The sequence below is a fragment of the Marinomonas posidonica IVIA-Po-181 genome (assembly GCF_000214215.1).
Taxonomy (GTDB): domain Bacteria; phylum Pseudomonadota; class Gammaproteobacteria; order Pseudomonadales; family Marinomonadaceae; genus Marinomonas; species Marinomonas posidonica.
Map to the genome: position 1 here is coordinate 2330293 of NC_015559.1, position 13595 is coordinate 2343887.

Consider the following 13595-nt stretch of genomic DNA (forward strand, 5'->3'; position numbering starts at 1 on the left):
TCATTTGGAGAGCCATACTATGGAAATAAGATGGCTTGAAGACTTTATCGCACTGGCTAAAACCCGCCATTTTTCTCGGGCGGCTGACGAACAAAATGTTACCCAGCCGACCTTTAGTCGCCGTATAAAACTGCTGGAAGAAGAGATGCGAGTCACCTTGATTGATCGCAATACCTTGCCTTTGTCTCTTACCCCTGCTGGTGAAGTCTTTTTACAAACTGCAGAATTAATCACCCGACAAATACGAGACACCAAAGAATGCTGTCAAGAGATTCGTAAACAAGAAGAATCACAGGTCCGTTTCGTTACCACTCAAACCCTGTTCCTAAGTTTTTACAAAGACATGATTGAGCCGTTTTGTCAGAACATTGAAATAGATCTAGACATCAATATGAAATCCAGTTCTTGGCTTGGAAATGACTTCGTCAATGCTCTGGTAAACCAACAATCTGACATTATGATGTGCTATTGGCATCCTGCCATCAACTTCATTCGTACCCTAGATGATGAACAATATGAACATCTCGTCATCGCTAAGGAGACTCTGATCCCTTGCAGTGCGACGGACCAAACCGGAGAACCGAAATTTACCTTGCCGGGCGCTAAAAGAAAGCCGCTACCCTATATAGGCTATTATGAAAATTCCTTCTTACAGCCGGTGATACACCATCACCTACAGCGTCAGCGAGACATACCTCAGTTACAAACCCTGTCCGAGAATTATCATTCTGTGAGCATTAAAGCCATGGTAAAAGAAGGCTATGGCATTGGCTGGATTCCGCACAGACTGATGATGGACACGTTAAATTATGGCAAGGTCGCACTGGCTGGAGAAGAGAATTGGCACATTCCATTAGAGATACGTTTGTATCGCTCTAAGTTCAACCAGAACCCGAACTTAACCCAATTCTGGGAGGCACTAAAACAGCACATTGCTCGGGACGGTTTGTTGAATTAAGAATCGTTGGATTCGTTTAGTGCCAAAATCATTGGGTCACTGCTCATGGAACTGGCACCAAACGCTTTACTGAATAAATAACCTTGACCAACATCACAACCAAACTGACGCAGTAAATTAAGCTGATCTTCGTTGGCAATCCCTTCTGCAATTACCCTCAAGCCCAGCTTGTGACTCAAGCTAATAATGGCATTGGTCAGCGCGGCATGACTTTGATCTTCAATAATGTCGCGAATAAAGACCTGATCAATTTTTATCGAATGAAAAGGCAAATCTTTCAAATAACTGAGGCTTGAGTAACCGGTACCAAAATCATCAATCGCCAGACTAAAACCAAGCTGACTCATTTTTCGTAATAGCTCAGCACAGCCCACCGCATCTTCGATCAGAATGGACTCCGTCACTTCAATTTCAAGGGATTTCGGATTGACCTGATAACGGTCTAGCAAGGTCAATAAATTGGGAAGAAAATCCACCCGTTTTAGCTGAGCTGCTGAACAATTAACGGCTATGGGCGGTACTTTCACGCCCTGATTTTGCCATTCAACAATGTGGCGAAAGGTTTGTTCAAACACCCATTCACCTAAAGGCAATATGATGCCAGACTGTTCCGCAATTGGTACAAATTCAGCAGGCGACACATTGCCTAGCTCTTCATCATTCCAACGCAATAAGGCCTCTAACCCGACACATTGTTGTGAATCAAGATCCACTTTAGGCTGAAAATGCATTTCTAGTTGCTCATTTTCAATGGCTTGGCGTAAACGGGTTTCAATCCTCACATTACGAGCAAAACGACGTCCCATGTCACCATCGTAGAAATGATATGTCGCTCGGCCCGAACGCTTAGCTTCATAAACAGCTAGATCGGCATTTTTAATCAGTGTCATGGCATCTTTGCCAAATTCTGGGTATAAGGCCACACCAATCGAACAACCAATGTTTAATGTCAGGCCATCAATAAAATACGTCTGACTAACTTGTTGAATGACTTCTTTTGAAAGAGACTCTAAATGGGAGATAGGTTGATTCGGCTGAGCTTCTAACACCACCAGAAAGGCATCGCCACCAAAATAGCCAAGCAATGCTTGATCAGGGAACACAGAGGTAAGACGCTGAGCCACTTTAGCCAAAAGCTTGTCACCTACCTCATGACCAAAGGCTTCATTGATGGTTTTAAAGTGATCCAAATCCAGCACAAAGGTCGCCAACCATTTTGATTCTTTCTGACATACTGCAATCCGTTCGGTTAACAATTGCTGTAACTTGTAACGGCTTAATAACCCAGTCATTGGGTCTACTTCAACATCTTGATTAGCAAGCGCTAATGCATGTCGATGCATTCTATTCAAGCGATGAACAAAGCTACTAAGGCCGACGGCTAACAAGATTGAAATCAAACAAGGACTGATCACAAACAGCCAATTCACGCCAGTCAATCGTCCTTCTAATGGAAATGCATGATTGCTTGTCCCCAAGACATATTCAAGTAACTCAAGATCATGTTCAATATGACTGGTTTCCGCCCAATATATGATCAAGCTGGTTACTAAGCCACTGAAAAACACCAACCCAAAAACGAAAAATGGAGACTTCTTACTCACAACCTTACTCATTCCACCTACCATAATGTATGTGATTCTTAACACTTTATCTGAAATAACGTTAACTCTACCTAAAAACCCTAATACGAACACGGAATATCTCATTGAAAAGGGTATTTATCTCATTTTTCTGCTATTCTCTGGCAAAATTTTATTCAACTAGACAGGCCTTTTGTGACCCAATTCCAAGACACTCTCAAGCAACAATTACCCAGTAAACTGACCACTCTGCTTTCAGACATGGGATTTACCCGGTTCACACCGATTCAGGAGCAAAGTTTGCCAGCCATTATGGATGGCAAAGACATTCTGGCACAGGCTCAAACCGGGAGTGGTAAAACACTTGCTTTCGCCATAGGCGTGTTGCTTAAAATCAACCCGCGCTTTTTTGGCGTTCAAGCCTTGGTCATGTGCCCTACTCGAGAATTGGCAGATCAAGTGTCAAAAGAAATCCGTAAAGTGGCGCGTTTTCAAGAAAACATCAAGGTATTGAGTCTCTGTGGCGGCATGCCATTTGGTCCGCAAATTAACTCGTTAGAACACGGCGCTCACATTGTGGTCGGTACACCTGGCCGTTTAATGGAACATTTGCGCAAAGGCACATTGCGCTTAAACGCTTTAAGTACTTTGGTGTTAGACGAAGCCGATCGCATGCTGGACATGGGCTTTGTCGACAGTATTCGCGAAGTGGTTGAGTTAACCCCAAAAGAGAAGCAAACCCTACTATTCTCTGCCACCTATGGTGATAACATTGAAGCGCTGAGTGCTGAATTTCAACGCCAGCCCATCAGCATCAAGGTAGAAATACAAGAAGACTTAAAGCCCAACATCGAACAGTTCTTTGTACGTAGCGAAAACGCCAACAAAACCACGGCGCTGTTAAGCTGTTTACAACATTTTGCTCCGCGCCAAGCCATTGTGTTTTGTAATACCAAAGCGGAGTCACAACTCGTCGCGGACTGGTTAGATGATCACAAAGTAGCGGCACAAGCCATTCACGGTGATTTGGAGCAAAAGCAACGAGATCAAGTCTTAGTGCGATTCAGTAACCAAAGTAGCTGTATCTTAGTGGCAACCGATGTGGCAGCCCGTGGCATCGATGTGAAAGAGGTTGATCTGATCGTCAACTATGACACCACTCGAGACACAGATGTGCATACTCACCGTATTGGCCGAACTGGCCGTGCTGGCGCCGCCGGTGTCGCCGTCAATTTGATTACCTCAAAAGACGATTATAAAGTGCGCGACATTGAAAGTCGTTTTGACATCAAAGCCAATTTTATCGAATTAGACGAAGCGGATCCGACGTATCGCCTGATACCGGAAAAAACCACAATCGCCTTCGACGCTGGCCGCAAAAATAAGCTTCGCCCTGGCGACATACTGGGCGCTTTAACCGCTGGTCTAGGGTTAGACAAACAACAAGTGGGCAAAATAGATATTTTCGATTTTCATGCTTACGTAGCCGTTGATAACCAAGTGGCCAAAAAAGTGGTGAAAGCATTGGAAAATAAAAAGATCAAAGGCCGTAATATTCGTGCGAGGATTTTAAGGTAATCATGATGACAAGGATGTACGCGCTGATTCAGCCCCCCTGGTTACAGCTCGTTGGTTTTTTAGTCGGCTTCATTGCCATTAGTATTGCCACTTTAACGCCAATGGAACAACTCCCTGCGGTTCCTGGTTCAGACAAACTTCATCATGTCATTGGCTTTGGGGGCTGGGCATTGATGTGTGCGTTTGGTCCTTATAAACGCTTTTTATACCTATCTCTGTTCATTTTTTTATGGGGCGGTGTAATTGAATTGATTCAACCTAGCGTCAATCGATATGGCGAATGGCTAGATTTTTATGCTGATGCTCTAGGTGTTTGTCTCGTTGTCATCATTCGAGCTACTTTAATCTATCGCGCTAAAATTCACCAACTTAGTGAAAGCCAAGACAACAACTGATAAAGTATAACCGTTTGGTCAAATATTTTAGAGAGAGATAAGATGACGCAATTAAAAGCTTGGCGTGCGGCCATTGTTCACTGTATTGCAGACCCAAAAGACGTCGGCACAGAAGCGGCTTACGAATATTTTGAAGATGGAATATTGGTTGTCGATGGCGATAAGATTCATGCACTAGGCGATGCCAATACCTTATTACCGAATTTACCAGACTCTCTCCAAATTGAGCATCATCCTAACGCCATCCTAACACCAGGATTGATTGACACCCATATTCATTATCCACAAACGGATATGATTGGCTCTTATGGCGAACAATTACTAACTTGGCTTAATACCTATACTTTCCCAGAAGAAGCCAAATTCAGCGATAAAGATCATGCTCGTGATGTCGCGGAGCGCTTTTTAGCTGAGTTGTTACGTAATGGTACGACGACGGCTTTAGTCTTTGGCACCGTTCATAAGGTGTCGGTTGATGCTTTTTTTGAAGCCAGCCAAGTACATAATTTGCGTATGATTTGTGGCAAGGTCATGATGGATCGCAATGCTCCTGATTACCTTACCGATACGCCTGAAACAAGTTACCAAGAAAGCAAGCAACTGATTGAGAAATGGCATAACAAGGGCCGCTTACACTACGCCATCACGCCAAGATTTGCGCCAACCAGCTCTGACCAGCAACTTGCATTAGCGGGTAAATTACTCAGCGAATATGATGATGTTTACTTGCACACACACTTATCTGAGAACAAAGATGAGTGTGCTTGGGTACAAGAACTCTTCCCTAACAGCAAGCACTATCTGGATGTCTACGACCAAAACCAACTGCTAAGTGAACGCTCTGTTTTTGCCCATGGCATCCATTTGTGTGATCACGAATACCAAAGATTGAGCGAAACGGGATCGGCAATTTCTTTCTGCCCAACCTCTAATCTGTTTATTGGTAGCGGCTTATTTAAACTCAGCAAAGCTGAGCAACATAACGTCAATGTTGGTTTAGGAACCGATGTGGGGGGCGGAACCAGTTTCTCAATGTTGCAGACAATGAATGAAGCCTACAAAGTCATTCAATTACAAAATGAAAACCTAAATCCTATCAAGTCTTTGTACTTATCCACCTTAGGTGGCGCAAAAGCACTCCGCCTCGAAGATAAAATAGGCAATCTAGCCGTTGGTAGTGAAGCGGATTTTATCCTCTTAGACAAGCAAGCCACGCCTTTACTGAGTTCGCGCTTAGCCTTATCAAAAAATATAGAAGAAAGCCTATTCGTGTTGATGACCATTGGGGATGACAGAGCCGTTCAAGCCACCTACTCTGCTGGCCAATGTGTCCATCGTCGTTAAAATATCATTAGTGTCATGAATAAGATGGAACAAGATGCGTTATTCATGACATTCTTCTCTCATATTACAAACGAGGTAAGCTAATATGCACTCTCAAGCCACCATTGCACTGGGCGCTTTTGCAATCTTTTTTGTTGGTATTGCATTAACCATTTGCTTGGTGATGTTGAAAAAATTTCGCCAACAAAGCTCAAAAAAGAACACAATATCAACGGAAGCTGCCGATAAACCAAAAGACCATTAACTCAGCAGGAAATTCACCTAAGACCTTGTCGTTAAGGATAAAGTCGTACAATACCGGTTTTACCTTCGAAATCCCCCAGTATCCAAACCTTTTCGAACACATGCGGCTCTGGAATACTGATCAAATGTTCTAGCGCTTTAATGTCTTCTTGTCGCCAAGCCGGATGAGCATTACGTATTACCAGCCAAACCCGCTTTGTACGATAACGTTTGCCCGCTTTATTCTCTAAGATCTTGTTCAAGGCCTTTAATAACCGATCTTCCACTGGCTCTTGCCTCAATTGAGCAAGCACTTGATGTGTTTGAGAGGTCAAATGTCGTCCAAGAATTTCCATTGCTTCTTCTTCTGAACCATATAAATGAGCGATTTCTAAATCGAGTCGTTCTCCCTCAAACATACATGACACATCTGGACGCATTGGGTCATTGTGCCATATGTGACGAATTGGCTTGCCGGTGTTTTTTTCATAACAACGCATAAAGAGTTTTGCGGCTTGATGCTCTAGCTCGATTTTCTCTCTCTCACTCTCTTGCATTGACGCCCCCTTGATACGGCATTAAGCGATTGTCCACTTCCTTATTTTATACACATAAACGCAAACTGAACTTCATAAATCCTAAGTATAATATTAAATTATCTGAATTCATTTCTGGTGAGTTCTCAAGTTTAAATCATTCTTATGGAATCTATATGGAAAACGCCCATAACAATACTCAGGCATCCGGCATGCAGGCAAAGGAATTCACTATTCTGGTCGCCCTTCTTATGTCAATCGTTGCCATCTCAATTGATGCACTCTTACCGGCTTTGGGCATTATCGGTAATGACCTTGGTGCCGTAACGGCTAACCAGCCACAGCTTCTGATCAGCATGCTATTTTTAGGGATGGCATTGGGACAACTCATTTGTGGCCCGCTTTCAGATGCGCTAGGCCGACGTCCGATCTTATTTTCAGGCTTTACTCTTTACCTAATTGGTACCCTGATTTGCTATCAGGCGAACAATCTAGAAATGCTAATGATTGGACGTTTTATACAAGGCCTAGGGGTTGCAGGGCCTTATATCTCAGCCATTTCACTTGTACGAGATTTATTTCATGGCGCGCAAATGGCACGCATCATGTCCTTGGTGATGATGATATTTGTACTGGTGCCGGCCATTGCACCGACACTAGGTCAAGGCATTATGCTGATCTCTGACTGGCGTGGTATTTTCGAGCTGTATCTGGTCTACGCTATCATTTTGATGCTGTGGATCTTCTTCCGTTTAAAAGAAACCTTACCCAAAGAAAATCGTATTGCCTTTTCGACAAAAGGATTTTATGACGGTTTTAAAGAAGTCGTCACCAACCGAATCACGGCAAGCTATACGATTTGCATGGGGCTATTTTTTGGTAGCTTTATTGGCTATTTGAACTCTTCCCAGCAAATCTTTCAGGTGCAATTCGAAACAGGCAATATGTTTTCAGTCTACTTTGGCTTATTGGCCTTAGTTCTGGGCGTATCATCTTTAATCAACTCTAGAGTAGTGGAAAGATTTGGGGCCCGTCATATTGCGTTTCGCGCCATTTGCTTGGTGGTGGTTGCTTCTGCGATTTTCTTAACCTTACATTCTTTTGCTGAAATCACCCTGTGGATGTTTATGCTCTATGCAAGCGTCTTGTTTTTCTGCTTTGGCTTGCTGTTTGGCAACGTCAATGCGCTGGCCATGGAACCGATGGGACACGTCGCCGGTATCGCGTCGGCCATCATTGGTTCGGTCTCTTCTATCATGTCCATGTCGATTGGCACCGTGATAGGTCAATTGTATGACAATACCTTGATTCCGATTTCGGGTGGCTTTGTGATCATGGGGTCGCTCGCCATCGTCATCATGATCTGGGCAGAAAAAGGCCGTCTCGAAGACCTAGCGGAAGTCGGAAACGTCTCCGCCTAGCGCTTGGCAAAAACATCACTCATAAAAAAGCTCGCACGATCACTATGCAATCGTAGCGAGCTTTTTTATGTTTTCTTACTCTAGCGTCGTCCAATAATGGGCTGCAACTCTGACAACAAATCTGCTTGCGAGATAGCAGGCTGTTTTAGCAACGCCGGTAAGAGCAAAGATCGCCGAGTGACGGCATCCAACAGTTGATATACCTCATCCGACACTTGATAAAAGTCTTTCCAGCACAGCAGCACATTTTCAAGCCGCGCTTCAAATTGCGCAAAAAGTTTCATCGATGTGGCCGACATTTTATGCTGCTCGCCGATAAAAATACGATATACCGCTAACCACTCAGATTTCGAAACCCACGTATTCCAAAGTGTCAACCAAGCTGTCAGAGCATGCTTCGACTCTGATTGCTGACACACAACGAAGGTTTCCGATAGTTTTTGCTCAGCGCTCACAGATAAGCTTTCTAATACCTGCTCCCACAACACCAACTTAGTTGGAAAATTACTGTAAACCGTTGGTTTAGAAACGGCGGCGGCATTCACCACTTGATCAATACTCGTGCCTTGATAGCCCTGCCTGGTAAACAACTCACAAGCCGCTGACACAATATGTGTTTTTTTACTGGGTCTTCCCCTAGCCATGTTTCTTCTAACCTTAATTAAAGCGACTTACCCACCATTCTAACTGATTGATGCTAATAAGCCGCCTACAATGTCCTCACCTAAGAAAATCATCTGAAAATCAAAACACTACGGCTGCCCTTGAAAAACAGCCACGCCCTCTGGGATTTCAAACCAATCCTGTTTTTCCGATACCCAAACATGAGCCGTTGGCTGGATGATTGATGTGTCATCTAACGTACTGGGTTTTAACTTAATCAAATCCGGTTTGGCCGGATCAAAATGGTATATTCGGTTGCCACAAGTCACACAAAATTTGGCGGCGGCAACATTGCCACTGTCAGAGCCTCGCTGCCAATCCGCCAACTCACCCTCAATCACCAATTGCTCTTTATCTATCACGGCGGTAATACTAAACGCACTTGTAGAAAGCTTTTGACACTCTTTACAGTGACACGCTACTACCATTTTAGGTGCTGACAACAACTGATATTGGACACCACCACACTGGCAAGCACCACGAATGGGATAATTTGCATCGCTCATTAGTCACTCCTTTTAAACCACATCTTATAAATAACACTGAGTTTGTAAAAACCAGATGTCACTCAACGATTTAACCATCACTTGTTACAGTACAAACGATAGAATAACCCTTGCCTTAGGCAAATTAAAAGTAATAAATACCCCTTAATAGACAACAACCTAAGTCATAAGATGCTATAAGCTGGCGATATTAAAGTTAGTCATCCAGATATGAAAAAACCAAATAGCATGTATTAGCACCCGACAGGAAAGACGAAAAAATTAAGCCATTTATGAATGGCTTACACCACCAAACGCTTTCTTTAATATCAAACTCTCTCTTTAATGCCATTAACCGCCCCGCCCCGTTCAGCGCGTTTAAAAGAACAATATGACTTAAAGGTACCAAGTTAAAGCAAATGATTAGTCACATCATTATTGCCCTATTAAATTGTCGTAAGGCTTCGACTTAAGGTCGACAATTATAACCACAAACACTATCCGACTCGGCTTCGAGTTGTTACAATCAAAAATCTTGCTTACAAAATGAAACATTTATGTAAGAAAGAAAAGGTACTTTAGGAATGAAAACTGCCTAAAACAAGGAAGCTGTACACAAAGATTAGCAATGTATTGTAAATCGTGTGATTTCTATTCAAGTCTTCTTTCGGTTTAGCAGTCATGTAGTTGGGATACAAGTAAGCAATGAAAGATAATGTAACGATATCAGTATCTTCTATTCATGGAAGTAAGCATTTTAGCTTTGGAAAGAAGTTTCGACACACCATGAAAGTGGTGAGTTACATGCTGTTTGTTGGCGTTATCGTCACTGCCATCATCATTTATTACCTCGTCCATGAAGCCGAATTTGCGAAACTTAAACAAAAAGAATTAGAAACAAAATATTCATCGGTCAATCGAGAGCTCACCGCCTTAACGGCGTTAAAATCCACTCTTGAGCACGATTTATCAGAGCGTGAAGAGCGCATGCAACTTGTTTCAGACAGGCTTAATGATTTAGAAAATGTACTTGGTATGAGTGACCAAAATGGTACAGAGTTGGAATCCCGTTTAGATACAGCTACTATAACCACATCAATGCGTGTCATGATGTTAACGCAAATACCCAGTGGCCCGCCTGTCATTAACGCTCGAACATCATCAGGTTATGGCAAGCGGAAACACCCTGTTACAGGGATTATGAAGTTCCATCGCGGACAAGATTTCGCCGTCAATACAGGTACGCCGATCTATGCTCCAGCGGATGGTGCGGTCGAAGTTATTCGTCCAAGCAAAAAAGGTTCTGGTAACTATTTAAGACTATTTCATGCTTATGGTTTTTCAAGTTCCTACTCTCATTTAAGCAAGTTTGCCGTTAAACGCGGGGACTTTGTTAAAAAAGGGGATTTGATCGCCTATTCAGGAAACAGTGGTTTATCCTCTGGTCCCCATCTTCATTATGAAGTTAGATTTGTCGGCCGAGCACTGAACCCGAAGCCCTTTATAAGCTGGAATGTAGACAATTTCGATACAATTTTTGAAAGTGTAAGAGGTATAGGATGGGAATCTTTGGTGGGTCAAGTACAGTTAAGAGTCAGTCGTCAGCTACAACTCTCATCGCAGAAGGTTGCTCTATTAATGGACACATCCAAGTAGCAACTCAGTTACAAATCGATGGTCACGTTGAAGGGCAAATTGATGCCGTTAAGCAAATAAAAATTAGCGAATCGGGTAAGGTGTTAGGTGAAATCAATACTGAAAAACTGATTATAAACGGCCACTTTGAAGGTATCTGCTATGCTAACTACATCGAGATTTTAAGCTGTGGACGTGTTAGTGGCACCGTCTATAGTGACAATTTAAGCATTGAACCTGGTGGTAAATTTACTGGGATCACCAATCCTTCAGAAAAAAACATTGCTCAACAAGAAGCATTGGACCTTGATGAAAAGGTTACCTTGATTAGCAGCGACGCCATCTGATACAGCCCCCTTTAAAAAGATTGTAAAGCCAAATCCCTTGCGAATTTTGGCTTTTCTTCTTCCTTCAATTTTTTCTACTCATTTTCTTTGCCACTAAGTTAAGTTCCTGTTTCAAAACCATTAACGCTATTCCATGATTTAAATCCCCCCCTCACATTCATTGTATTCCGCCAAAAAAAAACGATTAATTAACTCAAGTCACTTGACCTAAGTCTTCGCATGAATTAATTTATTAACCATACCGTTTAGTTAATAAATTAATAGGAGCAAGCCATGCAAAGCGAGAATGGTTTCTACGGCCAATATGGCGGCAGCTACATTCCAGAAATTCTGTTTGCCAGTCAGCAACAGATTTTAACCGCTTTTGAAGAAGCCAAGCAGGATGAAAGCTTCTTAGCGGAATTGAATAAGCAGTGGCAACAATTCTCAGGCCGCCCCACCCCACTTACGTTTTGTGCCAATCTCACCGAACATTTTGGTGGTGCACAAATCTATCTAAAACGTGAAGATTTAAATCACAGTGGCGCGCACAAGATGAATAACGTCATCGGCCAAGGCTTACTGGTTAAGCGCATGGGGAAAAAGCGTGTCATTGCTGAAACAGGTGCTGGTCAGCATGGCATTGCAACGGCACTCGTTGCGGCACGTTTGGGATTAGAATGTACTATTTATATGGGCGCTAAAGACATCGAGCGTCAGTATCCAAATGTATTTTGGATGAAACAGCTTGGTGCGGAGGTGGTGCCTGTCTCCACTGGGGCACAAACGCTTCGTGATGCCTTAGACGAAGCATTAAGAGATTGGTCTTCCAGCCATGAAGATAGCCATTATCTGATCGGTACATCCTGTGGTTGTGCCCCCTTCCCTGAAATGGTGGCTTTTTTCCAGTCTGTCATAGGCAATGAAGTCCGTGAGCAAAGCATCGCCCAATTCGAGCAGTTCCCAGACCGCCTTTACGCTTGTGTTGGTGGTGGATCCAATGCTTGCGGTTTGTTCCTACCTTTTCTTAACGATCAAGAAGTGGAAATGATTGGCGTTGAGGCTGGAGGAAAAGGCTTAGCACTAGGAGAACACTCGATTCGCTTATCTCATAACCTTGGTCAACCTGGTATCGCTCAAGGTTTTGCAACCATGTTCTTACAAGATAACGCCGGCCAACTGCAAGAAACACACTCTATCGCAGCGGGTTTAGATTATGTGGGAGTATCACCTATTATCGCGCATTTGGCCGAAACCGGTCGTGTGAAAATGACCTACGCCATGGATGATGATGTCATTGCGGCTTGCACTCTGTTGTTGAAAAAGGAAGGCATTATTCCGGCGCTAGAATCCTCTCACGCCCTCGCAGGCGCTTTCAAAGACGCGCCGAATTTACCGAAAGATTCGAAGATTGTCATTAACTTATCAGGCCGCGGCGACAAAGATATTTTCAATGTTGCTAAAGCCGTAGAAGATGAAACCTTTCCTGAGTTTTTGAACGATTACCTTGCGTCTTATCCCTCCCATAACGCTGATAACAAGGAGCAAAACAGATGAGCCAATTAGCCGAATTCACCCAGCAAAAACTCATCAACAAACCCATTTTAGCCATGACTCATGTGGTGTATGGCTACCCAAGCATTACAGAAAGCCTGTCTTGGATGAGAAGATTATTAGAGGAAGGCGTTGATTTTATTGAAGTTCAATTTCCTTTTTCAGATCCGGTTGCGGACGGTCCAAGTATTGTCGCAGCGTGCCACAAAGCACTTGAACAAACATTGGACGTTGACACCTGTTTATCACAACTGGGGGAACTGTCGCGGGATTTTCCAGAAAGCCGTATTGTCCTCATGAGCTACCTAAATCCTATGTATCGTTTCGGCTTAGAAAAACTCGCCAAACGCGCCTCAGAAGAGAAGATTCTAGGTCTCATTTTACCAGACTTACCAATTGAGTCGGCCAAGCAATATCAACAAGCCTGTCATCAATATCATATTGATCCGGTTTGGTTAGTGACGCCTGTAACACCAGCAGATCGACTTGCCATGCTGGCTAGTCAAGCCAGTGGCTTCTTATATTGTGTCGCAAGATCAGGGGTAACGGGCAATTCAAGCCATGAAGACAAGGCCAAAGAGGCCTCTTTAGACGATTATTTAGCTCAAATAAAACAACATGCCAGTGCACCAATTGGGGTTGGTTTTGGCTTACGCAAACGCGCCCAGATAGAGCAACTCATAGGTAAGGCGGACATTGCCATCTTAGGTTCAGCGCTTCTCGATGCCTACAACCAAGGTGGTCAAAAGGCTGGCATCGAATTGATCAATGAACTGTTTCATTAATTCACCTGTTAGGCATTCCCATCGCCTCTTTTGAAAAACCTCACCCTTAATGCCATCCATATATAAAACATATATGGATGGCATTAAGGGTATTATCAAACTCTCTGGCC

The 13595-nt window shown here is 43.3% G+C and carries 14 protein-coding genes; 10 read left to right on the plus strand and 4 right to left on the minus strand.

The window, feature by feature from the left end:
* Positions 1-19 precede the first annotated feature (19 nt).
* Positions 20-958, plus strand: coding sequence for a LysR family transcriptional regulator (locus MAR181_RS10905; RefSeq protein WP_013796644.1), 939 nt, complete (start codon positions 20-22; stop codon positions 956-958).
* On the opposite strand, the gene MAR181_RS10910 is transcribed toward MAR181_RS10905, so the two are convergent.
* The gene (locus MAR181_RS10910) at positions 955-2562 is read right to left on the minus strand and encodes a putative bifunctional diguanylate cyclase/phosphodiesterase (protein WP_171810317.1); all 1608 of its coding nucleotides are present in this window, start codon (positions 2560-2562) and stop codon (positions 955-957) included. The two genes, MAR181_RS10905 and MAR181_RS10910, sit on opposite strands and share 4 nt — an antisense overlap.
* 174 nt (positions 2563-2736) lie before the next feature.
* On the opposite strand from MAR181_RS10910, the gene dbpA reads away from it, so the two are divergent.
* The 4 genes from dbpA to MAR181_RS18485 all read left to right on the plus strand — a co-directional run bounded on the left by dbpA (position 2737) and on the right by MAR181_RS18485 (position 6102).
* On the plus strand, positions 2737-4119 hold the full coding sequence (gene dbpA, locus MAR181_RS10915) for an ATP-dependent RNA helicase DbpA (RefSeq protein ID WP_013796646.1): 1383 nt from the start codon (positions 2737-2739) through the stop codon (positions 4117-4119).
* 2 nt (positions 4120-4121) lie between these two features.
* On the plus strand, positions 4122-4514 hold the full coding sequence (locus tag MAR181_RS10920; RefSeq protein WP_013796647.1) for a VanZ family protein: 393 nt from the start codon (positions 4122-4124) through the stop codon (positions 4512-4514).
* Between the two features lie 42 nt (positions 4515-4556).
* Positions 4557-5858: a guanine deaminase gene (guaD, locus tag MAR181_RS10925; protein ID WP_013796648.1), complete on the plus strand. Its 1302-nt coding sequence runs from the start codon at positions 4557-4559 to the stop codon at positions 5856-5858.
* Positions 5859-5943: 85 nt separating this feature from the next.
* Positions 5944-6102: a hypothetical protein gene (locus MAR181_RS18485; protein WP_013796649.1), complete on the plus strand. Its 159-nt coding sequence runs from the start codon at positions 5944-5946 to the stop codon at positions 6100-6102.
* A 31-nt stretch (positions 6103-6133) separates the two neighbouring features.
* Here MAR181_RS18485 and MAR181_RS10930 read toward each other — a convergent pair whose 3' ends face one another.
* Positions 6134-6637 carry a hypothetical protein gene (locus tag MAR181_RS10930; RefSeq protein WP_013796650.1) on the minus strand — a complete coding sequence of 168 codons (504 nt, stop codon included), beginning with the start codon at positions 6635-6637 and terminating at the stop codon, positions 6134-6136.
* 155 nt (positions 6638-6792) lie between these two features.
* On the opposite strand from MAR181_RS10930, the gene MAR181_RS10935 reads away from it, so the two are divergent.
* Positions 6793-8037 carry a multidrug effflux MFS transporter gene (locus MAR181_RS10935; protein ID WP_013796651.1) on the plus strand — a complete coding sequence of 415 codons (1245 nt, stop codon included), beginning with the start codon at positions 6793-6795 and terminating at the stop codon, positions 8035-8037.
* Positions 8038-8117: 80 nt separating this feature from the next.
* On the opposite strand, the gene MAR181_RS10940 is transcribed toward MAR181_RS10935, so the two are convergent.
* Positions 8118-8681 carry a TetR/AcrR family transcriptional regulator gene (locus MAR181_RS10940; protein WP_013796652.1) on the minus strand — a complete coding sequence of 188 codons (564 nt, stop codon included), beginning with the start codon at positions 8679-8681 and terminating at the stop codon, positions 8118-8120.
* A gap of 108 nt (positions 8682-8789) precedes the next feature.
* A complete protein-coding gene (locus tag MAR181_RS10945) occupies positions 8790-9206 on the minus strand; it encodes a GFA family protein (protein WP_013796653.1) in 417 nt (138 codons plus the stop codon).
* Between the two features lie 684 nt (positions 9207-9890).
* On the opposite strand from MAR181_RS10945, the gene MAR181_RS10950 reads away from it, so the two are divergent.
* From MAR181_RS10950 to trpA, 4 genes are all read left to right on the plus strand, one after another.
* Positions 9891-10841 (plus strand): M23 family metallopeptidase, encoded by a 951-nt coding sequence (locus MAR181_RS10950; protein ID WP_013796654.1) that lies wholly within the window; start codon positions 9891-9893, stop codon positions 10839-10841.
* Positions 10745-11167 carry a bactofilin family protein gene (locus MAR181_RS10955; RefSeq protein WP_013796655.1) on the plus strand — a complete coding sequence of 141 codons (423 nt, stop codon included), beginning with the start codon at positions 10745-10747 and terminating at the stop codon, positions 11165-11167. Before MAR181_RS10950 ends, MAR181_RS10955 begins: the two co-directional genes overlap by 97 nt.
* A 273-nt stretch (positions 11168-11440) precedes the next feature.
* Entirely contained in the window at positions 11441-12703 is a 1263-nt protein-coding gene (gene trpB, locus MAR181_RS10960) for a tryptophan synthase subunit beta (RefSeq protein ID WP_013796656.1), read from the plus strand.
* A complete protein-coding gene (gene trpA, locus MAR181_RS10965; RefSeq protein WP_013796657.1) occupies positions 12700-13485 on the plus strand; it encodes a tryptophan synthase subunit alpha in 786 nt (261 codons plus the stop codon). Before trpB ends, trpA begins: the two co-directional genes overlap by 4 nt.
* Positions 13486-13595 lie beyond the last annotated feature (110 nt).